A 23,166-nucleotide genomic window follows, 5' to 3' on the forward strand; every position below is an offset into this window, starting at 1 on the left:
GAGCGGGGAAACGCCTTCCTATCTTCGGGGCGCTGCCCGAGGTCCCTTGGGCGGGTCCCTCACCCAGAGGTCACCATGACCGGACGCGAAGTGGTCATCGTCGGGGCGGCGCGCACGCCCATCGGCTCGTTCCTCGGCTCGCTCGCCTCCGTCACCGCGCCGCGCCTCGGCGCGGTCGCGATCCGCGCCGCGCTCGCGCGCGCCGGGGTGGAGCCCTCGACCGTGGACGAGGTGGTGATGGGCAACGTCCTCCAGGCGGGCGAGGGGCAGGCGCCGGCCCGGCAGGCGGCGATCTACGCGGGCCTCCCGGAAAAGACCCCCGCCTGGACGCTCAACAAGGTGTGCGGCTCCGGCCTGAAGGCGGTGATCTCCGCCGCGCAGGCGATCGCCCTCGGCGACGCCGACGTGGTGGTGGCGGGCGGCATGGAGTCGATGTCCAACGTGCCGTACTACGATCGGTCCGCGCGGACCGGCGCGCGGATGGGCAACGTGGAGCTGGTGGACGGGATGATCCACGACGGCCTCTGGGACGTGTACGGGCAGCAGCACATGGGCATGTGCGCCGAGCACTGCGCCGCCACGCAGGGGATCTCGCGCGCCGCGCAGGACGAGTACGCGATCGAGTCCACCCGCCGCGCGGTCGAGGCGTGGAAGGCGGGGGCGTTCAAGGCCGAGATCGTCCCGGTGGAGATCGAGGGCAAGAAGGGCGAGAAGACGGTCGTGGCCGAGGACGACGGCCCGAAGGGCGCGCGGCCGGAGAAGATCCCGACGCTCCGGCCGTCCTTCAAGAAGGACGGCACCGTCACCGCCGGCAGCTCCTCGTCCATCAACGACGGGGCGGCCGCGCTGGTGCTCGCGAGCGCCGAGCGCGCCGCGCGCGACGGGCTGCCGGTGCTCGGGCGCCTGCGCGCCTGGGGCGGCGCCGCGCGCGCCCCGGTGGAGTTCACCATCGCCCCGGCCGACGCGATCCGGACCACGCTGGCGAAGGCGCGGCTCCAGGTCTCGGACGTGGACCTCTGGGAGATCAACGAGGCGTTCGCGGTGGTGTCGATCGCCAACAACGCGCTGCTCGGCCTCGACCCGCGCAAGGTGAACGTGCGCGGCGGCGCGGTGGTGCTGGGCCACCCCATCGGCGCCTCCGGCGCGCGCATCCTGGTGACGCTGCTCCAGGCCATGAAGGACCTCGATCGCCGGCGCGGCCTGGCGTCGCTCTGCATCGGCGGCGGCGAGGCCGTCGCGCTCGTGGTGGAGCGGTAGGAGGGCGGATGAACAAGCTGGTCGAGTCGGCCGACGCCGCGGTCGCGGACGTGAAGGACGGGGCCACCATCATGGTGGGCGGGTTCGGCCTGTGCGGGAACCCGGAGAACCTCATCCTCGCGCTCCACCGCAAGGGCGTGCGCGACCTCGTGCTCGTCTCGAACAACTGCGGCACGACCGAGCTCGGGCTGGGCGTGCTGCTGAAGGCGCGGCAGATCCGCAAGATCGTCGCGTCGTACGTGGGCGAGAACAAGGAGTTCGAGCGGCAGTTCCTCTCCGGCGAGCTGGAGGTGGAGCTGGTGCCGCAGGGCACGCTCGCCGAGCGCATCCGCGCCGGCGGCGCCGGCATCGGCGGCTTCTACACCGCCACGGGCGTCGGCACGCAGGTGGCGGAGGGCAAGGAGACGCGGCTGCTCTCCGGCCGCGAGTACCTGCTGGAGTTGCCGCTCAAGGCCGACTTCGCGTTCCTGAAGGCCTGGAAGGCCGACACCTGGGGCAACCTCGTGTACCGGAAGACCACCCGCAACTTCCAGCCGATGATGGCCGCCGCGGCGGCGGTCACGGTGGCGGAGGCGGAGGAGGTGGTCGAGCCGGGCGCGCTCGACCCGGACCGGATCCACACGCCCAGCATCTACGTGAGGCGGGTGGTCCGCGGGGAGCGGTACGAGAAGTGGATCGAGCGGCGGACGATCCGTCCGGCGACGGCGTAGGGAGGATCGGAACGATGCCGCTCAAGCGAGAGCAGATCGCCGCGCGCGTGGCCCGCGAGCTCCGCGACGGCTTCTACGTGAACCTCGGCATCGGGATGCCCACGCTCGTCTCCAACTTCGTTCCGCCGGGCGTCGAGGTGGTGCTGCAGTCGGAGAACGGCATCCTGGGCGTGGGGCCGTACCCGCGCGAGGAAGAGCTGGACGCGGACCTCATCAACGCCGGGAAGGAGACCGTGACGGTGGTGAAGGGCGCGGCGTTCTTCTCCTCCGCCGAGTCGTTCGCGATGATCCGGGGCGGCCACATCGACCTCGCCATCCTCGGCGCGCTCGAGGTGTCGGAGCGCGGCGACCTCGCCAACTGGCTCGTGCCCGGCAAGATGGTGAAGGGGATGGGCGGCGGGATGGACCTCGTCGCCGGGGCGAAGCGGGTGGTGGTGATGATGGAGCACGCCACCAAGGACGGGAAGCCGAAGATCCTCCGGCAGTGCACGCTGCCCATCACCGGCCTGCGCTGCGTCTCGTCGATCTGCACCGATCGCGCCTGGCTGGACGTGAGCCAGGACGGCCTGATCCTGCGCGAGCTCGCGCCGGGTGAGACGGTCGAGTCGGTGCAGGCGCTCACCGAGCCGAAGCTCATCGTGGCGCCCGACCTGCGGTCCATGCAGGCCTGAGCGCCGCCGCCCCGGGCGCGGGGCGGGGAGGGCACCCGTGGCCGGTCCCCTGTTCACGCTCACCACCGACTTCGGCGCCGGCTCGGGGTTCCCGGCGCAGATGAAGGCGGTGCTGCTCGTCGCGTTCCCGGACGCCCGCCTGGTGGACGTGTCCCACGAGGTGCCCGCGTTCGACGTCCTCGCCGGCGCGCTCATGCTCGAGGCCTGCCTGCCCTGGTTCCCCCGGGAGGCCGTCCACCTCGCCGTGGTGGACCCGGGGGTCGGCACCGCCCGCCGCGCGCTGTGCGTCGTGGATCCCGAGGGTCGGCGGCTGCTCGGGCCCGACAACGGGCTGCTCACGCCCTTCCTCGGCCAGGGGGCGCGCGCCTGGGCGCTCGCGACGGGCGGCGTCCTGGCGGCGCCGCGCACCGCCACCTTCCACGGCCGCGACCTGTTCGCCCCGGCGGCCATCTACCTCGCCCGCGGCGGGACGCCCGCCGCGCTCGGCCGGGAGGCGGCGGATCCGGTGCGGCTGGAGTGGCCGGCGGCCGAGGTGGCCGGCGGCGAGCTGCGCGGGGTGGCGCTGGCGGCCGACCGGTTCGGCAACGTGGTCACCTCGATCCGCGCGGCCGACCTGGGCGGCGCGGCGGTGGGCGCCGCGTTCGCGGGCGACCAGCCGGCGCGCTGGGTCCGGACGTTCGGGGAGGGGGCACCGGGCGAGCTGGTCGCGCTGGTGGGGAGCGGGGGCCGGGTGGAGCTGGCCATCCGCGAGGGGAGCGCGGCCGCGCGGCTGGGTGACGCCCGCGGGCTCACGATCCGCCTCGTTCTTGGCCCCGCCGTGAGCCCCTGATACAGTTTTCGCGGATGACGCCGTCCGGAACGAAGCGGCGCTCCGCGCGCCTCCACCACGAGATCCCCGTTGCCTACCGGACGGTGGGCGCCTTCCTCAGCGACTGGGCCACCGACATCAGCCAGGGCGGGCTGTTCATCAACACGCGCAGCCCGCTGCCGGTCGGCACCTCGGTGAAGATCCTCATACAGCTCCCGGGCGCGTCGTTCCCGTACCACCTGGAAGGCCGCGTCACCCGGGTCAGCCCGTTCGGCAACCCCGTGAACGTGGTGCCGGGCATGGGCATCGAGTTCACCGGCGTCGACGAGCCGCGGCGGCGCGAGCTGGAGGCGTTCGTCTCGCGGCTGCGCCGCGACCTCGACGAGACCTGAGCCCGGCCGGCGCCCGCCGGCTGAAGTTCGCGCCGGGGCGTGTTATCCCCGGCGCGTGCGCATCCCGCTGACCATCGAGGCGCTCGCCCCCGGCGGCGAGGGGGTGGGCCGCCACGGCGAGCTGACCGCGTTCGTGCCCTGGACCGCGCCCGGCGACCGGGTGCTCGCCGACGTCCCGCCGCCGCGCCCGGGGGCGGCCACCGCGCACGGTGCGCTCGTCGAGCTCACCGCGCCCGGCGAGGCCCGGGTGGCCGCGCCCTGCCGCCACTTCGGCCCGGGCCCGTCGCCGGACGCCGCCTGCGGCGGCTGCGAGTGGCTCCACGTCGCGTACCCGGCGCAGCTCGCCGCGAAGGAACGGTCGCTCCACGAGGCGCTGCGGCGGATCGGCAAGCTCGAGCCGGGCAGCTACCCGGCGCGGCCCATCGTCCCCTCGCCCTCGCCCCTGCGCTACCGCGCCCGCGCCAAGTTCCACCACGACCGCGCCGCCGGCCGGCTGGTGTTCTTCCGCCGGCGCTCCCACGAGCCGGTCCGGCTGCGGGAGTGCCACCTGCTCTCGCCCGGGCTCGACGCGCTGCGCGAGGCGGTCGGGCCGGCGCTCGCCGCGGCGAGGCTGTCGCCGCGCGAGGTGGCGCTGGAGTGGTCGGACGCCGCGGGGCGGGGCGCGGCGTGGCTGCTCCTGCCGGAGGTGACCGCGCCGGTGCGCGCCCGCGCCGAGGCGCTCCTCCGGGACGTGCCCTCGCTCCAGGGCCTCGTGCTCCAGGCCGAGGGCGGGCAGCCGGTGACCGCCGGCGACCCGGTGCTGCGGCACGCGCGCGCGCCCGGCCGGCCGGAGGCGGGGACGCAGCGCTCGCGGCCGGACGTGTTCCAGCAGGCGAACCGCGGCGCGAACGCGCGGCTGGTGGAGACCGCGCTCGAGCTGCTCGCGCCCGCGGGCGAGGACGTCCTCGAGCTGCACTGCGGCGCGGGGAACTTCACCGGGCCGCTCTCGGAGCAGGCCCGGAGCGTCTCCGCGGTGGAGGTGCAGGGGCCGGCGCTCGACCTGGCCCGCGCCGACCTGGGCGGGCGGAACGTGCGCTTCTTCGCGGGCGACGCGCTGGCGCTGGCGCGCGCCTTCGGCCGCGAGGCCGGCCCCGGGGCGCGGCGCTTCGGCGCGGCGCTGCTCGATCCGCCGCGCGAGGGGGCGCGGGGGATCGGGCCCGCGCTCCGCGACCTGGGCGTCCCGCGGGCCGTCTACGTCTCCTGCGACCCGGCCACGTTCGCGCGCGACCTGCGCGCCTGCGTGGAGGCCGGCTATCGGGTCGCGGCGGTGGTCCCGGTGGACATGTTCCCGCAGACGCACCACGTGGAGGGGGTGGCGCTGCTCGAGCGGTAGCGCGCCGGTTGGGGGCGAGGCGGGGGGCCGCGCCCACCCACGGCTCCCGCCGTGACACGCTGGTGACACGCCCGGGGCACGCTCCCACCGGCCACCGGCCAGCCCCATGCCCACGCGACTCCCCCTGCACCGATACGCCGCCCGCACGCTGCCGGCCATGCTCGAGCACACCGCGGCGCGGCTCCCGGACAAGCCGTTCATCCGGTTCTTCGACCCCGCCACCCCCGGCGCGGCGCCGCGGGCGGTGACGTTCGCCGGGTTCCGCGCCGGCGTGGGCCGCGCGGCCGCGTTCCTGCGCGCACACGGCGTCGGCCCCGGGACGCGCATCCTGCTGCTCGCCGACAACGCGCCGGAGTGGCAGATGGTGGCGCTCGGGGCGCAGCTCCTCCGCGCCGAGCCGGCCGCGATCTTCGCCAGCCTCTCGGCCGAGGCGGCCCAGGGGATCGCGCGGCGGGTGCGGCCCCGGGTGGTGATCGTCTCGGGCGCGCAGGGGTGGGAGAAGCTCGCGCCCATCGCCGGCGAGCTGTCCGCCGCCGGCCTGCGGGTGGTCCTCTCCGGCGAGCCGCTCGCCGCTCCGTCGCTCGTCGCCGGCCTCTCGGCCGTCACCCTGGCCGACGCGACCGGGCCGGGCGCGCCCGGCCTGGACGGCGCGGAGCACGCCGCGCTCGCCGCCGCGGTGGGCGAGGAGGACCCGTTCCTGCTGCTCTTCACGAGCGGCACCACCGGCCGGCCCAAGGGCGTCCGGCTGCCGCAGCGCGCGATGGTGCACGCGGTCGAGGGCGGGACGCTGCCGGTCGGCACCACCGAGGACGACCTCGGCGTGCACTTCCTGCCCTTCGCCCACGTGGCCGGGCACGCCCAGTTCACGCTGGCGCTGGCCCAGGGGCACGCGCTCGCGATGACCGCCCGGCGCGAGGACATCGAGCGCGCGCTGGAGCTCCACCCGACCTACCTGTTCTCGGTGCCGCTCGTGTACGAGCGGATCCGCGCCGGCGTGCTGGCGCGGGTGGACGCGCTGCCGGGGCCGGCGCGCGCGCTCGCCCGGCGCGCGCTGGAGGCGGCGGCGCGGGTGCGGGTGGACGGCTCGCGGCGTCTCTCCGACCGCGCCCTGGCGCGGCTCGCCGACCGGCTGGTGGGGCGCGCCGTGCGGGCCAGGCTCGGCGGCCGCATCCGCGGCCTGTTCGCCGGCGGCGCCCCCGCGGCGCCGGCGCTGTTCCGGTTCTACGAGGCGCTCGGCATCCCCATGGTCGAGCTCTACGGCATGAGCGAGACGGCCGGGCTCATCTCGTCCAACCTGTTCTCCGGCCCGCGCCGCGCCGGCAGCGCCGGGTACCCGACGCCCGAGCACGACCTGCGCTTCGCCCCCGACGGAGAGCTGCAGGTGCGCGGCCCGCTCCTGTTCACCGGCTACCTCGAGCCGGAGGACGCCGAGGATGCCTACACGGACGACGGCTTCTTCCGCACCGGCGACGTCGGGTGCGAGGAGCCGGACGGCGCGCTCCGGATCGACGGCCGGAAGAAGAACCTCATGGTGCTCTCCACCGGCAAGAAGGTGTCGCCCGAGCCGGTGGAGCAGGCCATCGCGGCCGCCGAGCCGTTCCAGGGCGCGGTGCTGCTCGGCGAGGGACGTCCGTTCGTGGCCGCGGCCGTGTTCGTGGCCAGGGAGGAGCTGGCCCGCTTCGCCGCGGCCGGCAAGGACGCGGCCGAGGAGCTGCTCCCGCGCGCCCGCGCCGCGCTGGCCGCGTTCAGCGAGTTCGAGAAGCCCAAGCGCCTGCTGGTGATCCCGGGCGCGCCGCACGAGCACCCCGCGCTCGTCACGCCGACGCTGAAGGTGAAGCGCGACGCGCTCGTCGAGTGGCTGGCGCCCTCGCTGGCGCGGCTGTACGGCGCGGTGTAGGCGCCGCCCGCCCTCGTCGCCGATCGTCACCCGAGGTGCGCCCGGGTCGCACCGCCCGTCGCGTGGACCCCGCCCGCGCGACTTGGGGCGGGCCGGGGCGGCTGCTACAAGCCAGACCATCGGTCCGGTGCGACGGGGGGAGCGATGGATTCACGGGTTGTGACGTGCGCACGCTGCGGCGGCGAGGTGCCCGGGGGCGCGCCGCGCTGCGCGTGCGGGTATCCGGCCTCGCCCGCCGCCGCCACCGGGCGCGCGCCGGGCTCGCCGCCGCCGCTCCCGGCCGCCGCGCCCGCGCCGGCGGCCACGCCGGCCGTGCCGCTCGCGCAGGCGCTCGGCTTCGACGACGCCCCGGGGCCGGCGGACGGGGCCGAGGCCAGCTTCGAGGATCTCGACCTGGGCGGCGAGCCGGAACCGCCGGCGCCGGCCGCCGCCGCGCCGGCCGTCGCGGAGCGCGCCCGCTACCGCGGCCCGGCCGCCGGCCCCGCCTTCGCGCGCGTCACCCCTCGCCGCGGCGCCGCGCCCGTGCTGGGCGCCGTCGCGGTGCTGTGCCTCGGGGCGGTGTCCGCGTTCGTCTGGCAGGCGCGGAAGCTGGAGCGCGCCGCGCCGGTCCCGGACGCCGCCACCGCCACCGCGCCGGCCGCCGCGACGGCGCCTGCGCCCGCCGCCGCCCCGGCGTCCGCCGATCCCGCCGCGCTCGCCGTCGCGCCGGCGCCTGCGCCGGTGGTCGCCGCCCGCACGCTGCCTCCGGCCGCCGCGCCGTCCCGGGTGCCAGCCGGGCCGCCCGCGCCGCGCCCCCGCGCCGCCCGCGAGCAGCCGGCGCCGTCGCCCGCACCGCGGCCGTCCGGCGCGCGCGCCGCCGACCCGGCCCCGGCGCGCGGCGGGGGCTCGGTCGGCCCGGCCACGCTGGTCTCGCTCGATCACGCGGACGCCGGGCGCGGCGCCTGGACCGACGTGCCCCTCCCGCCGCCGCCGGCGGGCGCGACGCCGGTGGAGGACGCGCCGCGCTACGCGGCGGAGGGCTTCCGGAAGCCGCACCTCGAGGTCGCGCGCTGCGTGCAGGACGCCATCCGGCTTCCGCGCGACGCGCGGGAGCGGGTGAGCGGGCCGGTGACGGTCCGCTTCGCGGTGGCGAAGGACGGGACGGTGGGGCTGTTCCAGGTGATGGGGGACCTGCCCGACCGCCGCGTCGCCGACGCCATCTGGACCGCGGTGCGCGGCTGCCGCTTCGCGCCGGGCGCCGACGCCGCGGGCAAGCCCACCCGCCTCTGGGTGGTGATGCCCATCCGCTTCGACGAGTAGCACGCGGGGGCGGCGGCGCGGGTCATGGGCCGGTCGCGAGCGCGCCCGCGCTCCAGGCGGTGCCGCCGCGCAGGTCCCGCACCACCGACCAGACCAGCGCCGGTCCGGCGGGCGCCGGTGCGTACCGGTCGGCCTCGCCCGCGCCGTGCGTGACGAGCCGATCGATCTCGCCGGCGGTCGCGAACCAGGAGAACGCCCAGGTCTCGCGCCGGGTCTCGATGGGCCGACCGTCCGAGTCGGCGTACACGTACTCCTCGAGCAGCGTCGCGGGGTCGCCGGGGAGCGCGGGGAGCAGGTCCTGACCGCCGCCCGCGATCGCGGCGGGCGGCGCGCCCGGCGGCGGCAGCGCGGCGCCGCCCAGGCGGACCGCCGAGATCACCGGGTTCGCGTTGGGCGGTGAGAGCGCCTCCGGGCCGCGCACCCGCACGCGCTTCAGCGCGAGCACGTGTCCGCGGAGGTCCCACTCGGCCAGCAGGCGCGCGGCCACCTCGGCCAGCGCCGCGCACGCGTCCGGCGCCGCGGACGCCGGGGCGAGCTCAGCGGGCGCCGCGTCGAGCGCGAGCGCGATCACCGTCACCTCCAGCCCGAGCACCCGCTCCGGCGCGCCGGCGGGGAGCGCCGAGAAGGAGAGGTCCGACGGCAGCTCGTAGGCAGGCTCGGGCAGCGTCACCTCGGAGCCCGGGTCGGCCGGGTCGCGCCGCACCACCGCCGGCTCGCAGCCCAGCGCGCCGCAGGCCGCCGCGCCCGCGAAGGTGAGCGCGCCGGCGCGGCCTCGCCCCGGCGCCGCGCAGGCCTCGGCGAGGTCGGCGCCAGAGAGGAGGGCGGCCGGGTCGGTCAGCGCCTCGAGGCGGGCGCACCCGGACGCGTCCGGTGCGCCGGGCACGGGCGTGCACGCGAGGTGGATCACCGTCGCGCGGCGGGACGGATCGGTCGCCTGGAGCGGGTGCGCGACCAGCGCGTCGAGCGCGGCGCGGGCCGGGGCGCTCCCGTCGCCGGCGGGGGCGATCTCGGGCGGCTCGGCGCGGATCGCGAGGACCCGGAGGCCGGAGACCTCGGAGGCCGGCGGAAAGTCCGGGGCGCAGCCGGCGGCGGCGGACGCGGCGAGGAGGAGGGCGAGCGGGAGCGGCAGGAGGTGGCGCATGGGGGGCTCCGTCAGTACTCGGCGCGCAGGCCGAACGCGGGGAAGAAGGGAAGGCCGGTCACCCAGCCCCGGCGCGTGTAGTCGTGGTTCCAGGCGACCGCCTCGGCGTTCTCCCGCGCGGTCGCGTTCTGGATCTCGAGGTAGGCGGCGAACGTCCAGGTGCGGTAGGTCCACTTCTTGTCGGCGCGGACGTCGAGCTGGAAGAACGCCGGCATCCGCGCCGACCGGCGCCCGGTCTCGAGCGGGCGGTACGCGTCCGCGTCGGCGTCGTACACGGCGGCGCGGACGGGCTCGTAGGGATTGCCGCTGCCCGCGCGCAGGCGGAAGCCGGCGGACAGGCCGTCCCACAGCTCCGGGAGCTCCCAGCTCCCCACCGCCACGAGGTTGAGCGGCTGGTCGTAGGCGTCGCCCTCGTCCTCGAGCCGCTCCCCGCCCACCGCCTGCCCGCGCCGCGTGCGCGACCACGACGTGGCGAGCCAGCCCATGAAGCGGCCCCCGGGCTCCCAGCGGAGCAGCAGCTCCGCGCCGCGCGCGCGGCCGGTGCCGCGGCTGGAGAAGCGCTCCGGCACCTCGACGCCGTCGCGGACCACCGTGGCGTCCGACGGGAGCGCCAGGTCGAACAGGCGCTTCGCGAAGAGCTGCACGCCCACGGTGAGTCGCGGGAGGAGGCGCTGCTCCACGCCGGCCGAGTACTGCCAGGCGCCCTCCGGCCGGAGCGCCGGGTTGCCCCACTCCTCGGTGAGGTAGGCGAGCGGCGGCGACTGGTGGTAGAGGCCGGCGGCCGCGGTGAGCGCCGTCGAGGCACGCAGCTGCCAGCGCGCCGCGACGCGCGGGTCCACCCAGGTGCGCGTGCCCAGCAGCCGCTCCGCGTCGGCGCGGATCCCGGGGACGATCGCCACGCCCGCCGCCGGCTTCCAGGTCGCCTCCAGGAACGCGCCGCCCTCGGCGCCCTCGATCCGCGCGCGGTATCGCCGCGGCGGCTCCTGCGGCGAGGGCACCTGGCCCGGCGGCGGGAACGGCGCGGCGGTCACCTCGACGCGCGCCGACGGCGCCCAGCCGCCGTCCACGCCCGCGGCGAGGTCGAGCCAGGGCGCGGCGGCGTGGCGGACCTCGCTGCGCACGCTGCCGGTGAAGACCCGGGACCGCTCCTGGTACGCGTCGCCGGCCCGGATGGTCGCGTCCTGCCAGTCGCCGCCCGCCGAGACCTCGACCCGCGTCGCCTCGCTGGCGCGGTGCGCCCAGCGCAGCGTGGCGACCGAGAAGCGGGTCCCGTACTCGAGCAGCGCCACGTCGCGGAGCTCCTCCCGCGCCACGCCGGTGAGGACCATCCGATCGTCCGATCCGAACACGTCGAGGCGGACCGTGTCGTCCGGGCCGGGGCGCCAGGCGGCCTTGGCCTGCAGGTCGTAGTAGCGCGGCGCCACGCGCATCCCGGGGCCGTCGTCGGCCTGCTCGGCGGCGCGGGTCAGGATCGCGTCGGCGTAGGAGCGCCGGGCGGCGAGCGCCACGCCCACCCCGGCCGCCGTCGTCCCCTCGACGAGCGCGGTGGCGTGGTACAGGTTCACGTCGGCGAGCGCGTGGCTGCGCTCCCCCGGATCGCGGGTGACCAGGTTCACCCGGCCGCCGATGGCGCGTCCGGTGCGCACGCCGAAGTTGCCGGGCTCGAACTCCACGTCCTGGAGCAGGTCCGAGGCGTAGACGCTGGTCAGGCCACCGAAGTGGAAGACCTGCGGCACCCGCTGGCCGTCCACGTAGACGCGGGTGTCGCGCGGGTTGCCGCCGCGGACCACGAGCTGGCCGGAGGGGCCGGGCGGCCGCGCCACGCCGGGCAGGTTCTGCAGCACCTTCACCGCGTCGCCGGAGGCGCCGGGTACGCGGCGCACCTCGCCGGCGGAGAGCGCCACCCGCGAGACCTCGCGCGCCTCCCGCTCCCCGACCACCACCGCCTCGTACTCGCCCGGGCCGGCCGCCCGCGCCACCCAGTACGTCGCCTCCAGCGCCTCGCCCGCGCGGACCTCCTCCATCGAGCGGAGCGGCCGGTGCGCGCCGTCCTCGACGGTGACCGCCACCGGGCCGGCCGGGACCCCGGCGAGCGCGAAGCGCCCGTCACGGTCGGTGTAGGTCGAGCGCCCCTCGCCGGCGGCCGGCTCGGCCCGCACCAGCGCGCCGGCCACGGGCAGGCGGGTGCCGCGCTCCAGCACCCGCCCGCGAAGCTCGGGCGGCGCGGGTGCATCCTCGGCGGGCGCGGCGAGCCGGAACTCGAAGCGGTAGGCGATGCGCACCGCCGCAGGCTTCCCGTCGATCTCGGCGGGCGTGAAGCGGAGCCGGCGCGCGGCGGCGAGCGCCGCCTCGTCGAGGCCGTGGTCGGCGGACTCGGTCACTTCGGCCGAGACCACCTCGCCCGCGTCGGAGAGCTCCAGCTCGAGCGCGACCACGCCGGTGACGCCGGCGGCCCGGGCGGCCTCCGGGTAGTCCGGCTCGACCGCCTGGAGGAGCTCCGGTGCGCGGGTCAGGGCGCCCTCGCCCTCGCCGGCGCGAGCGAGGGGAGGCGCCGCCGCGACGAGCGCGACGGCGAGCGTGAGGAGGCGGATCATGGGTTCACTCCAGGACGAAGGTGTAGGTGAAGCGGATCTCGGTCTCGACCGGCTCGCCCTCGAGCAGCGCCGGCTGGAAGCGGAAGCCGAGCGCGGCCGCGCGGGCCGCCGCGCCGAGCCCGCCGCCCGGCTCCGAGAGCACGCGCGCCGCGGCCACGCGCCCCTCCCGATCGACGCGCAGGAGCAGCACCACCCGGCCCTCCAGACCGGCGCGGCGGGCGTCGGGCGGGTAGGGCATCTCCGGTCGCGCCACCAGCCGCGGCTGCGCCGAGGGCCGCGGCGCGGCGGGGAGCGGCCGGGCCGGCTCCGGCGCGTCGGCGACCTCGCGAGGGCGGCCCGCGAGCGTCTCGCCGGTGCCCACCGCGAAGCCGCCCGCGGTGGTGGTGGACGAGAGCGAGATGCCCACGCGCGGCGCGCGGGCCGGCGCGGGCGAGGGTGCGGGCGCGTCCGGGGGCGGCGGCGGCGCCGGCGCGGGCGGCGCCGGGATCGGGCGCGGCGGTGGGAGCGCCGCGGCGGCGACCCGGCGCGGCGGAGGTGGAGGGGCGGGCGGCTCCGGGGCGGGCGGCGGGGCCGGCGGCGGCGCGGCCTCGAGGTCCACCACCACCGGCGCGGGCCGCTCGCGGGGCCTCTGGGGGAGGCGCAGCGCCGCGGCGAGGATCGCCGCGTGCAGCAGGAGCGAGGCCGCGGCGGCGCCGGCGAGCGGGCCGCGGACCCTGGGCGCTTGCCCCGCGGTCACCGCGCCGCCCCCGCGTCCTCGCGCTCGATCTGGAGGGCGAAGCGGGTGAGCCCCTCGGTCTTCACCAGGTCGATGAGCGACACCACCGCGCCGTGCGAGGCCGCGCGGTCGGCCCCGATGACCGCGCGCGCCTCCGGGCTCCGGGCGAGCGCGGCGCGCACCGCCGCCCGCGCCGCGTCGCGCTCCACCGGCGCGCCGTCGAGGAACAGGCGGCCGCCGCGGTCGAGCGTGAACGCGAGCGTGGGGCCGGTGGACTCGCCGCCGCTCGCGGCGCGGGGCAGGTCCACGTCGATGCCGTCCTTCACGACGTACGTGGCGGTGACCATGAAGACCACCAGCAGCACCAGCGTGACGTCCACCAGCGGCGTCACGTTGATGCCGGTGATCGCGTCGTCGGGGTCGTTGGAGTGCGCGGCCATGGCGGGCTCCGGGTCAGGCGGCGGTGACGGGCGGGCGCGCCCGCGCCAGCGCGGCCTGGCGGACCTCGTCGCGCTCGAGGTGGGCGGCGAGCGCGTGCTCGATCGCCTCCGCCCGCTGCACCAACGCCTTCAGCCAGCGCTGGTAGCCGTTGAACGCGACCACCGCCGGGATCGCCACCAGGATGCCCGCCGCGGTCGCGACCAGGGCCTCCGAGATGCCGGCCATCACCGCCGCGGCGCCCGCGCCCCGTGGCCCGCCCACCGCCAGGTCGGAGAACGCCTGGATGACGCCGATCACGGTGCCGAACAGCCCGAGGAAGGGGGCGTTGTTCCCGAGCGTCCCGAGGAACGACAGCGCGCGCTCGTAGCCGGGCCGCGCCTCGGCGATCGCGCACGCGACCGCCTCGTGCACCGACGCCGGGCCGCCCTCGGCGGCGTCGATGGCGGCGCGCGCCACCTCGGCCTCGAGGCCCCGCAGCTGCCCGACCCGGAGCCGCGCCTCCTCCAGGCGCCCCGCGCGCAGCAGCGGCAGCAGCCCCGGGACCGGCGCGCGGCGCCGCGCGAACCAGGCGAGCCGCTCGAGGATCAGCGTCACCGACGCCACGGAGAGCGCGGCGAGCAGGAACATCACCCACTCCGCGCCGGCGCGGGTGAACAGGTGGAACAGTGCGTTCGTCATGTCTCGCTCCGGGGCGACCGCGCCTGCGGCCGCCGTCGAGCGCGAAACACCGCTGCCCCGCGGCCGCGCTACCGCGGGCGCGCAGGAGCTCCGGCCCGACCCTCCGGGAGGCGGGCGGCGGTCCGGGCGCTGGCGGTGATCGCCCGGTGGGCGCCGCGGAGCCTCAGCGGGCCGGGGCGGGCTGGGAGCGGATGGCCTCGAGCCGCTCGACCAGGGTCGGGTGGCTGTAGTGCCAGGCGCTGTACCAGGGGTGCGGGTGCAGGTTGGAGAGGTTCTCGCCGTTCAGCCGCACCAGCGCGCTCGCGAGCGCGTCCGGGGCCCGCGCCAGCGCGATCGCGTAGCGGTCCGCCTCGTACTCGTGGCGTCGGGACATCTGCGCCGCGAGCGGCGCGAGCCAGAACACGAACGCGCCGCCGCACAGCGAGAGCAGCGCGACCGCCGCGTGGAGCGAGGGGCCGTCGAAGCCGAAGGCGGTGTAGAGCGGCGGCCACGGCACGATCCGCGAGAGCACGAACAGCATGACGAGCGTGCCGGCGAGCGACAGCGCCAGGCCGCGGTGCACGTGGTGCCGCCGGTAGTGGCCGATCTCGTGCGCCAGCACGCTCGCCGCCTCGTCCACGCTCATGCTCGCCACCAGCGTGTCGAACAGCACGATGCGCGGCCGGAAGATCCCGGTGAAGTACGCGTTCGAGTGGCCGGAGCGGCGCGACGCGTCCATCACGAACAGCCCCCGGTTCGCGAACCCCGCCTCGCGCGCCAGCGCGTCGAGCCGGTCGCGGAGCGGCCCCTCCGGCAGCGGCTGGAACCGGTTGAACAGCGGCGCGATGAGCGTGGGCCAGGCCCAGAGCAGCAGCACCTGCACCACCACCAGGAACGCGAACAGCCACAGCCACCAGTGCGCGCCGGCGAAGCGCATGAACCCGTAGACCGCGTAGAGGACGGGGATCCCGATCAGCGCCTGGAGCGCGACGCCCCGGGCGCGGTCGCCGAGCCAGGTCGCCAGGCTGGTCCGGTTGAAGCCGAAGCGGGCCTCGGTGACGAACGTGCGCCAGGCGGAGAAGGGGAGCGCGATCGCGGCGCCCCCCATGGCGAGCAGCATCAGGTACGCCACGAAGCGGTGGGGACCCGCCAGGCGCGCCGAGACGGCGCGGTCGAGCCAGGGCAGCAGGCCCGAGAACAGCACCGCGAGCGTGGCCGCCGCCGAGAACAGCCCGTCCACGAGCGCCAGCCGCCCGTTCGCGAGCGTGTAGGCGCGGCTCCGCGCCGCGGTCTCGTCGCTCACCTGGCCCGCGAGCGGCGACGGCACGCCCCGCTCGCGCCGGACGTGGCGGAGGTTGAGCGCGAGCAGGCCGGTCTCCACCGCCAGCTGGACGGCGAACAGCGCCAGGAAGACGGGCACGACCAGCGGTCCCATGACCTCCCGTCATACACCGGCCCCGCCGCGCGCGCAGCCGGCCCCGCCGTCCCGCCGCGCCGCCCGGCCGGTCCGGTTAGACTCGCCGGGTGGACGCCCTCGTCTCCGAGCTCGCCCGGCTCCTGCGCGCGAACGGCGTGCGCGTGTCGCCCGCCGAGGTGGCCGACGCGGTCGCCGCCGGCGCGCTGGTGGGCGTCGAGGACCGGGGCTCGTTCAAGGCCGCCCTGCGCGCCACCCTGGTGAAGCGCGCCGCGGACGTGCCGGTGTTCGAGGCGCTCTTCGACCTCCTGTTCTCCGGCATGGGACGGCTGGTGGCGGGGGCCGAGCGCGGGCTGCTCGCCGAGCTGGAGGAGCAGGGGCTGCTCGAGCCCGACGACCTGGAGATGGTCGCCTGGACGCTGGGTGAGCTGGCCTCGGCGATGAGCCCGCTCGCCCTCGCCGCGCTCCAGGGGGATCCCGCGCTCCTGGCCCGGCTGCTCCGCGCGGCCGCGCAGCAGCTCGACTTCGCCGCGCTGGCGAGCGCCGGCGCCACCGGCTTCCAGGGCCGGCGCCTGCTCGCGGCCGCGGGCGGCGCGGCGCTCCCGGCCGACGCGGCCGCGCTGGAGCAGGCGCTGCGGGCGCGCGGGCTGGACGCCGCGAAGCTCCAGCTCGTCTCGGAGCGGGTCGCGGGGGTGCTCCGGCGCGTCGAGGACGCCGCCCGGCGCTGGGCGGAGCTGGAGGCCGGCGCGCGCAGCGTGCGGCGCGCGGAGCAGGGGCGCGGCGGCCTCGCGCCGATCTCGCGCGACGAGATCGCGCGCACCGAGCGCGCCGTGAAGCGGCTCGCCGAGCGGCTGAAGAGCCGGCTGGTGCGGCGGGACCGGAGCCGGCGCCGCGGCGTCCTGGCGGTCCGGCGGACGCTCCGGCGCAACCTGGGCCTCGGAGGCTTTCCGGCGCAGGTGGTGTTCCGGCGGCGGCGCCCGCAGCGACCGGACGTGGTGGTCCTGTGCGACGTCTCCGAGTCGGTGCGCCACGTCACCCGGCTGATGCTGCTGTTCCTCTACACCATGCAGTCGCTGTTCAGCCGCGTCCGCACGTTCGTGTTCGTGGCCGACCTCGCCGAGGTGACCGCGCAGCTCCGGGCCGAGCGCGAGCCGGCCCGCGCCGCGGACCTCGCGGTGGCCGCGCGGGCGGTGAGCCTCGCGGCCAACTCCAACTACGGGCGGGCGCTGCGCACGTTCCACCGCGACGCGCTGCCCGCCGTCACCCGGCGCACCACCGTGCTCGTCATCGGCGACGGCCGGAACAACTACAACCCCCCGGAGGCGTGGGTGCTGGAGGAGCTGCGCCGGCGGGCCCGCCGCGTGCTGTGGATGTGCCCCGAGCCCCGGCACCTGTGGGGCACCGGCGACAGCGAGCTGCCGCTCTACGCGGCCCACTGCGACCGCGTCGCCCCGGTGACCACGCTGGCCGAGCTGGAGGGGATCGCCGACGCGCTGGTGCCCGCCCGCTGACCCGCCGGCCCGCCCCCCGCCGTGCCCGGCCGCCCGGCGATTGACTCCCCGCCCACCGTTCCATAGGTTCCGCGCCGATGTCCGATCTCGTGCCCCTCTCCAGGAAGCCGGCCCCCGTCGCGGGCGACCCCGTCCCGTCGCCGGCGGCGCCGCCGCGCAAGGTCTACGTCCACACCTTCGGCTGCCAGATGAACGAGTCCGACTCCGACCGGATGGTCGAGCTGCTCGGGCGCCACGCCTACGCCCGCGCCGCCAGCGCGGACGAGGCCGACCTCATCCTGCTCAACACCTGCGCGGTGCGCGAGAAGGCCGAGCAGAAGCTGCTCTCGGCGCTGGGGCGCTATCGCGAGGTGAAGGCGCGGCGCGGCGCGCTCATCGCGGTGTCCGGGTGCGTCGCGCAGCAGGAGAAGGACCGGCTGCTCGCGCGCGTGCCGTACGTGGACTTCGTGTTCGGGCCGGACAACATCGGCCGGCTCCCGGAGATGGTCGAGCGCGCCCGCGACGAGCGCTTCGCCGAGACCGGCTGGATGGACTCGGAGGAGTACGTGTTCCCGCGCGCCGACCCCGAGGCGGCCCGCGGCCGGGTGACCGCGTTCGTCACCGCCATGAAGGGCTGCGACAACGTCTGCGCGTTCTGCATCGTGCCGCACACCCGCGGGCGCGAGGTGTCGCGGCCGTTCCCCGACGTGGTGGCCGAGTGCGCGGCGCTCGCCGGGGTGGGCGTGCGCGAGGTGACGCTCATCGGGCAGAACGTGAACTCGTACACCGGCGGCTGCACGTTCGCCGACCTGCTCCGGCGCGTGGCGGCCGTGCCCGGGATCGACCGCATCCGCTTCACCACCAGCCACCCGCACGACCTGTCCGACGCGCTCGTCGAGGTGTTCCGCGACGAGCCGAAGGTGATGCCGCACTTCCACCTCCCGGTGCAGTCCGGCTCCGACGCCGTGCTGCGCCGCATGCGCCGCGACTACTCGGTGGCCGAGTACCTCGATCGCTTCGACCGCCTGCGCGCCGCCCGGCCCGGCATCGCCATCACCACCGACTTCATCGTCGGGTTCCCCGGCGAGACCGACGCCGACTTCGAGGCCTCGCTGGCGCTGCTGGAGCGCGCGCGCTTCGAGCAGAGCTTCAGCTTCGTGTTCAGCCCGCGGCCGCACACCGTCGCGGCGGTGCGGCTCGGCAGCGCGCCGGAGTGGCAGGACGTGCCGCGCGGGACCGCGGTGGCGCGGCTCGAGCGGCTGCTCGCGGCGCAGCGGCGCATCGCCGGGGAGATCCTGGCCGGGGAGCTCGGGAAGGTGGTCGAGGTGCTGGTGGAGGGCCCGTCCGACGAGCCGGGGGAGCGGCTCGGGCGGACGCCCGAGAACCGCGTGGTCCACCTGGCGGCGGACGAGGCGGCCGCGCCGGCGGGCGCGCGCGTGGCGGTGCGCATCACGCGCGCCGGCGGCAGCTCGCTCTCGGGCACGCTCGCGTGAGCGCGGACCTCCCGGCCGCGGCTGGGGCCGTCGCCGCCCCCGTGGGGAGGGGCTGGCGGGCGCTCGCGGCCGCGGGCGCGGCCGCGTACGCCGGGTTCATCTACTGGCTCTCCTCCCGCCCGGATCCGCTGCCGTTCGTGCCGAAGGGCGTCTTCTCGCACGACAAGGTGGTCCACGCTTCCGCCTACGCCGTGCTCGGGGCGCTCCTCGCGCTGGCGCTGGCCGGCACGCGCCTGGCGCGCGGACGGCGCCGGCTGCTCGCGACCGCGGTGGTGCTGGCCAGCCTGTACGGCGCGAGCGACGAGTGGCACCAGGCGCACGTGCCGCACCGGCAGCCCGACGCGTTCGACTGGGCGGCCGACAGCGCCGGCGCGCTGGCGGGCGCCGCGCTCGCCGCCGCGTTCTTGCGGCGCCGGTCGCGCGCGGGCTAGCATCCGGGCGCGATGCCCATCCTGCTGCCGTACGCGGGCGCGAGGCCCCGGCTGCACCCCACCGTCTTCGCCGCGCCCGGCTGCGTCGTCACCGGCGACGTGGAGGTGGGCCCCGAGGCCTCGCTCTGGTTCGGGACGGTGGTGCGGGGGGACGTGAACACCGTCCGGATCGGCGCCCGCACCAACGTGCAGGACGGGACCGTCATCCACGTCACCACGCGCACGCACCCCACCGTCATCGGCGAGGACGTCACCATCGGCCACCGCGCGGTGCTGCACGGCTGCACCGTGCACGACCGCTGCCTGATCGGCATCGGCGCGATCGTGCTCGACGGCGCGGTGGTGGGCCCCGACGCCATGGTCGGGGCGGGGGCGCTCGTCCCGCCCGGCGCGGTGGTGCCGCCGGGCACGCTGGTCATGGGCCAGCCCGCGAAGCCGAAGCGCCCGCTCACGCCGGAGGAGATCGCCTTCCTGCGGACCAGCGCGGCGAACTACGTGTCGTACGCCGCGCGCTACCGCGCCGAGGGGGGCGTACCATGACGGTGGTCGAGGCGCTGCAGCGCTCGGTCCTGTTCCGCGACTTCACCGAGACCGGCCTGCGCATCTTCGCGAGCGTCGCCGCGGAGAAGACCGTCCCGGCCGGCAGCCCGCTGTTCGTCGAGAACATGGTGGGCGAGTCGATGTTCATCCTGAAGACCGGCACCGTGCGCGTCACCCAGCGCGGGCCGGAGGGCGAGCGCGAGCTGGCCGTGCTGGGGCCCGGCGAGCACCTCGGCGCCCTGGCGCTGCTCGGCAAGAGCGTGCGCCTGGTGTCGGCGGTGGCGGCCACGCCCTGCGAGGTGCTGGAGCTGGCCCAGCGCGACTTCGTGCGGCTGCAGCCGCAGAAGCCGCAGGCGTGCTTGAAGCTGGCGCTCGCCATCGCCGCCGACCTCTCGGCGAAGGTGGCGGAGAGCCGCGAGCTGCTGCGCGGCCTGGCGGCGGCGAGACCCTCCGCGCCGTGACCCGGGTGCACGGAACGTGCGCGTCGCGCGCCCGCGCCGGCGGGCGGGAGGCCTGCGCACGGGCGCACGTGCCGCGTGACCTCCGGGCGGACATGCGGTAAGCCGGGATCCCGGGAAGGAGCGCGAGGCACCGCGGATGCTCGAACGCCTGGTCGAGTTGCTCGGAGGGCACTCCCTCCACGTGGGATACGCGTTCGTCTTCGCCGTGCTGGTGCTGTGCGGCTTCGGCCTGCCCATGCCCGAGGACGTGATCCTCGTCACGGGCGGCGTGCTCGCCTGGCTCGCGAGCGACCTCGAGGCGGCCTCGTTCTCGGCGATGGTCCGGGACGACGGGCTGCTGTTCATGGTGGCGGTCGGGCTGGCGGGCATCCTGGCGGGCGACTCGGTCATCTTCCTGGCCGGCCGCAAGTTCGGCGCCCGGGTGGCGGACTTCCGGCCGCTGCGCCGCATGATCACGCCCGAGAAGCTCGAGAAGGTCGAGAAGCTGATGCGCCGCCGGGGGAACGTGGTCGTGGTGGTGGCGCGGTACCTCCCGGGCATCCGCATGCCGACCTACTTCACGGCCGGACACGCGGGCATGCCGTACTGGGAGTTCCTGCTGTTCGACGGCGCCGCGGCGCTGGTCTCCGCGCCGCTCTGGGTGTGCCTGGGCTTCTACTTCGGGTCGAACATCGAGGAGGCCGCGCGCCTCGCCGCCCGCTTCAGCCACTACATCCTGCTCGGCGTCGGGGTGGTCCTGCTCGGCCTGTTCCTGCGCTGGCTCCAGACGCGGCGGGCGGTGCCCGCGTCGCCGGACGGCGACCGGGACTGACAGCGCCGCCCATTCACGTGGAGCCCTGCTGCGGCGCACGCTGGCTGCCTGCGCCGGGCAGACTCGTCCCTGCGCTGCTCGACGTGCCTAGGGGCACGCCTGCGCTGCTCGGTCCTCGTGTGCCCGGCTCGGCGACGCCATCGTGTGCCTCGCGACGGGCCCCACGCGAACGGGAGGCGCCATGAGCCTAGCGCGCCTCGCTGCGGCCCAGCAGCCGGCGCAGCAGCCCGCCCAGCCCGCGCGCGGCGCCGGTCGCGGTGGGGTCGCCGGACGGTCCCGCCGCGCCGGGGGACGGGACCGGGAAGCTGCCGGTCGAGACCGCCGGGGCGCCCTCGCGCTCCAGCCTGCGCCGCGCGCTCGCGGCGCCCTCCCGCGCCGACATGACCGCCTGCACCTTGCGCCCGGTGTTGAGCTCGCGGGCGGTGACGGTGAGCAGGCACTCGGCGCCCAGCTCGAACGTCACCGCGATCTTCACCATCCCGCGCGGCCCCGGGGGCAGCCCCTCCAGGCGCAGCGTGCCCAGGTACTCGCAGTCGTCGGCGTTCGCGCCCTCGCCCTGGAGCACCACCAGCTCGAACTCGGTCTGGCCGTCGTGCGAGGTGGTGAGCCCGTACTGCTTGCGCGCCGGGAGCGGCGTGTTCCGCTCCATGATGGTCTTCACCCGGCCGCCGGGCAGCCCGATGCCGATGGACATGGGCAGCACGTCGATGAGCACCACGCCCTCGGCCCCCTGGAGCGAGTGCGCGAGCAGCGCCGCCCCCACCGCCACGGCCTCGTCCGGGTGGACCGCGCGCGACGGCGCCCGGCCGAAGAACTCGCCGACCTTCTGGTGCACGAGCGGCATGCGCGACTGGCCGCCCACCAGGATCACCTCGTCGATGTCGGTGGCGGAGAGCGAGCGGGCCGCGAGCACCTCGCGGCACACCTCCAGCGTCCGGTCCACCAGCGGCGCGACCAGCTCCACCACCTCGTCGCGCGAGATGGCCACCTCGAGCGAGAGCGGCTGCCCGTCCGCCATGGACAAGAACGGCAGGTCCACCCGGTGCTCGGTGCGCTCCGAGAGCGCGCACTTGGCCCGCTCCGCCGCGTCCACCATCCGCGAGAGCGCCACGCGATCGCCGGAGAACGGCGCGCCGTGCACGCGCTGCCAGGCGGCGAGCATCCGCTCCACGATGCGGTTGTCGAAGTCCACGCCGCCGAGGAAGGTGTCCCCACCGGTGGAGACCACCTCGTACACGTTGTCGTTCAGCTCCAGCACCGAGGCGTCGAAGGTGCCGCCGCCGAGGTCGTACACCAGCACCCGCTGGTCGAGGTGCCGCCCGAACGCGTACGCCAGCGCGGCGGCGGTGGGCTCGTTCAGGATCCGCTCGACCTTGAGCCCCGCGAGCGCGCCCGCGTGGCGGACCGCCGCGCGCTGCCGCTCGTTGTAGTAGGCGGGCACGGTGATGACGGCGCGGTTCACCTCCTCGCCGAGGTGGTTCTGCGCGACCTCCTTCACCTCCGCGAGCACCAGCGCCGAGACCTGCTCGAGCGTGAGCGTCTCGGGCCCGAGCCGCACCGCCGCGAGGCCGTCCGGCCCGGCCACGATCTCGTAGGCGAACTTGCCCTTGATCTCCTGGACCACGGGCGAGTCGAAGGCGCGGCCCACCAGCCGCTTCGCGCCCCACACCGTCGCGCGCGGGTTGGTGAGGAGCTGCGCCCGCGCCAGGTGGCCGACCACGATGCGGTTTCGCGCGTTCAGGGCGACGATCGACGGGACGGTGTTGTAGCCCTCGCGCGACGGGATCACGTACGGACGCCCGTCCCGCACCACCGCGGCGCAGGAGTTCGAGGTGCCGAGGTCGATGCCGATGACGTGGCGAGACGGCCGGGTGATGGGGACCGGCTCGTCGGGCAGGCCGGTGGCGACGCGGGCCAGGCCGGCCTCGAGCTGCTCGACCCGGTGCGGGCGCGAGAGGTCGGCGAGCGCCGGCGCGGGGTCCGCGCGCGGCGGGGGCGCCGGGGTCGCCGTCGCACCCGCACGAGGGAGCGCCGGCGGCGTGGCGGCGGGTGGGGGCGTCGGGGCAGGGGACGGCGCGACCGTCGGCGAGGCGGGCAGCGGCGCGCGCGTCGGGGCCGGGGTGCGGTCCGGTCGCGGCGCGATGGGCGCCGGCGCACCCACGCCCGGCGCGGCGCCGCGCAGCTCCTTGCGCGCCGCCATCCGCTCGACGAGCGCCTGCGAGCGCTCGTCCAGCCAGGTGAACTGCACGCCCATGCCCGGCGCGGTGGGCGGGTGCGCGTCGGGCCGCTCCTCGCGGATCCAGCGGACCACCCCGCGCCCGCGGATCACCGTCTCGCCGCCCTGCAGCCGCAGATCGAACGCGAGGAGGGTCCCCACCGGTCGCGGCTCGCGCGTCCGGATGAAGATCCCGCCGCGCGAGATGTTCACCGCGAAGCGCTCGGTGAACTCGTCCACGCTGCCGTACGAGAGGCGCACGAGCAGCCCGACCGGCGTCCGCTCGCTCCCGCGCTTGTCTGCTGGTGGCACCGCCGCCGATTATCCCTTCGCGGCAGGCGGACCGGCAAGCGCGCG

General features: G+C 76.8%; 21 protein-coding genes. 14 read left to right on the top strand and 7 right to left on the bottom strand.

Features of this window, described 5'->3' with window-relative positions; genetic code table 11:
* Nucleotides 1-75 precede the first annotated feature (75 nt).
* The 8 genes from A2CP1_RS08005 (at nucleotide 76) to A2CP1_RS23925 (ending at nucleotide 8,406) form a co-directional block, all read left to right on the top strand.
* The gene (locus A2CP1_RS08005; RefSeq protein ID WP_012632869.1) at nucleotides 76-1,257 is read left to right on the top strand and encodes an acetyl-CoA C-acetyltransferase; all 1,182 of its coding nucleotides are present in this window, start codon (nucleotides 76-78) and stop codon (nucleotides 1,255-1,257) included.
* Nucleotides 1,258-1,265: 8 nt separating this feature from the next.
* Nucleotides 1,266-1,967: a CoA transferase subunit A gene (locus tag A2CP1_RS08010; protein ID WP_012525551.1), complete on the top strand. Its 702-nt coding sequence runs from the start codon at nucleotides 1,266-1,268 to the stop codon at nucleotides 1,965-1,967.
* A 14-nt stretch (nucleotides 1,968-1,981) separates the two neighbouring features.
* Nucleotides 1,982-2,638, top strand: coding sequence for a 3-oxoacid CoA-transferase subunit B (locus A2CP1_RS08015; protein ID WP_012632870.1), 657 nt, complete (start codon nucleotides 1,982-1,984; stop codon nucleotides 2,636-2,638).
* A gap of 37 nt (nucleotides 2,639-2,675) precedes the next feature.
* A complete protein-coding gene (locus tag A2CP1_RS08020) occupies nucleotides 2,676-3,467 on the top strand; it encodes an SAM hydrolase/SAM-dependent halogenase family protein (RefSeq protein ID WP_012632871.1) in 792 nt (263 codons plus the stop codon).
* A 14-nt stretch (nucleotides 3,468-3,481) separates the two neighbouring features.
* The gene (locus A2CP1_RS08025; protein ID WP_012632872.1) at nucleotides 3,482-3,838 is read left to right on the top strand and encodes a TIGR02266 family protein; all 357 of its coding nucleotides are present in this window, start codon (nucleotides 3,482-3,484) and stop codon (nucleotides 3,836-3,838) included.
* Between the two features lie 55 nt (nucleotides 3,839-3,893).
* Nucleotides 3,894-5,210, top strand: coding sequence for a class I SAM-dependent RNA methyltransferase (locus tag A2CP1_RS08030; protein ID WP_012632873.1), 1,317 nt, complete (start codon nucleotides 3,894-3,896; stop codon nucleotides 5,208-5,210).
* A gap of 157 nt (nucleotides 5,211-5,367) precedes the next feature.
* Complete coding sequence (locus tag A2CP1_RS08035) at nucleotides 5,368-7,107, top strand: AMP-binding protein (protein ID WP_245530014.1); 1,740 nt, start codon at nucleotides 5,368-5,370, stop codon at nucleotides 7,105-7,107.
* Between the two features lie 144 nt (nucleotides 7,108-7,251).
* Nucleotides 7,252-8,406, top strand: coding sequence for a TonB family protein (locus A2CP1_RS23925; RefSeq protein ID WP_012632875.1), 1,155 nt, complete (start codon nucleotides 7,252-7,254; stop codon nucleotides 8,404-8,406).
* A 22-nt stretch (nucleotides 8,407-8,428) separates the two neighbouring features.
* Here A2CP1_RS23925 and A2CP1_RS08045 read toward each other — a convergent pair whose 3' ends face one another.
* The 6 genes from A2CP1_RS08045 to A2CP1_RS08070 form a co-directional block, all read right to left on the bottom strand.
* Complete coding sequence (locus A2CP1_RS08045; RefSeq protein ID WP_012632876.1) at nucleotides 8,429-9,547, bottom strand: hypothetical protein; 1,119 nt, start codon at nucleotides 9,545-9,547, stop codon at nucleotides 8,429-8,431.
* Nucleotides 9,548-9,558: 11 nt separating this feature from the next.
* Nucleotides 9,559-12,141: a TonB-dependent receptor domain-containing protein gene (locus A2CP1_RS08050; protein WP_012632877.1), complete on the bottom strand. Its 2,583-nt coding sequence runs from the start codon at nucleotides 12,139-12,141 to the stop codon at nucleotides 9,559-9,561.
* Between the two features lie 4 nt (nucleotides 12,142-12,145).
* A complete protein-coding gene (locus A2CP1_RS23930; protein ID WP_012632878.1) occupies nucleotides 12,146-12,877 on the bottom strand; it encodes an energy transducer TonB in 732 nt (243 codons plus the stop codon).
* Entirely contained in the window at nucleotides 12,874-13,296 is a 423-nt protein-coding gene (locus tag A2CP1_RS08060) for an ExbD/TolR family protein (protein WP_012632879.1), read from the bottom strand. Before A2CP1_RS08060 ends, A2CP1_RS23930 begins: the two co-directional genes overlap by 4 nt.
* A 13-nt stretch (nucleotides 13,297-13,309) precedes the next feature.
* Nucleotides 13,310-13,975: a MotA/TolQ/ExbB proton channel family protein gene (locus A2CP1_RS08065; protein ID WP_012632880.1), complete on the bottom strand. Its 666-nt coding sequence runs from the start codon at nucleotides 13,973-13,975 to the stop codon at nucleotides 13,310-13,312.
* A gap of 163 nt (nucleotides 13,976-14,138) precedes the next feature.
* Nucleotides 14,139-15,389, bottom strand: coding sequence for a M48 family metallopeptidase (locus tag A2CP1_RS08070; RefSeq protein WP_012632881.1), 1,251 nt, complete (start codon nucleotides 15,387-15,389; stop codon nucleotides 14,139-14,141).
* 89 nt (nucleotides 15,390-15,478) lie between these two features.
* Between A2CP1_RS08070 and A2CP1_RS08075 the strand changes: the two genes are divergently transcribed.
* From A2CP1_RS08075 to A2CP1_RS08100, 6 genes are all read left to right on the top strand, one after another.
* Nucleotides 15,479-16,879, top strand: a complete 1,401-nt coding sequence (locus tag A2CP1_RS08075; protein ID WP_012632882.1) for a VWA domain-containing protein — start codon at nucleotides 15,479-15,481, stop codon at nucleotides 16,877-16,879.
* A 77-nt stretch (nucleotides 16,880-16,956) separates the two neighbouring features.
* Complete coding sequence (miaB, locus tag A2CP1_RS08080) at nucleotides 16,957-18,351, top strand: tRNA (N6-isopentenyl adenosine(37)-C2)-methylthiotransferase MiaB (RefSeq protein WP_012632883.1); 1,395 nt, start codon at nucleotides 16,957-16,959, stop codon at nucleotides 18,349-18,351.
* The gene (locus tag A2CP1_RS08085) at nucleotides 18,348-18,782 is read left to right on the top strand and encodes a VanZ family protein (RefSeq protein WP_012632884.1); all 435 of its coding nucleotides are present in this window, start codon (nucleotides 18,348-18,350) and stop codon (nucleotides 18,780-18,782) included. The genes miaB and A2CP1_RS08085 overlap by 4 nt, the downstream gene beginning before the upstream one ends.
* Nucleotides 18,783-18,794: 12 nt before the next feature.
* On the top strand, nucleotides 18,795-19,322 hold the full coding sequence (locus A2CP1_RS08090; RefSeq protein ID WP_012632885.1) for a gamma carbonic anhydrase family protein: 528 nt from the start codon (nucleotides 18,795-18,797) through the stop codon (nucleotides 19,320-19,322).
* Complete coding sequence (locus A2CP1_RS08095; RefSeq protein ID WP_012632886.1) at nucleotides 19,319-19,783, top strand: cyclic nucleotide-binding domain-containing protein; 465 nt, start codon at nucleotides 19,319-19,321, stop codon at nucleotides 19,781-19,783. Before A2CP1_RS08090 ends, A2CP1_RS08095 begins: the two co-directional genes overlap by 4 nt.
* Nucleotides 19,784-19,919: 136 nt before the next feature.
* Nucleotides 19,920-20,594, top strand: coding sequence for a DedA family protein (locus A2CP1_RS08100; protein WP_012632887.1), 675 nt, complete (start codon nucleotides 19,920-19,922; stop codon nucleotides 20,592-20,594).
* Nucleotides 20,595-20,781: 187 nt separating this feature from the next.
* On the opposite strand, the gene A2CP1_RS08105 is transcribed toward A2CP1_RS08100, so the two are convergent.
* Nucleotides 20,782-23,121 carry a TIGR02266 family protein gene (locus A2CP1_RS08105; RefSeq protein ID WP_012632888.1) on the bottom strand — a complete coding sequence of 780 codons (2,340 nt, stop codon included), beginning with the start codon at nucleotides 23,119-23,121 and terminating at the stop codon, nucleotides 20,782-20,784.
* Nucleotides 23,122-23,166: the final 45 nt, after the last annotated feature.

Source organism: Anaeromyxobacter dehalogenans 2CP-1, from assembly GCF_000022145.1.
GTDB lineage: Bacteria > Myxococcota > Myxococcia > Myxococcales > Anaeromyxobacteraceae > Anaeromyxobacter > Anaeromyxobacter dehalogenans.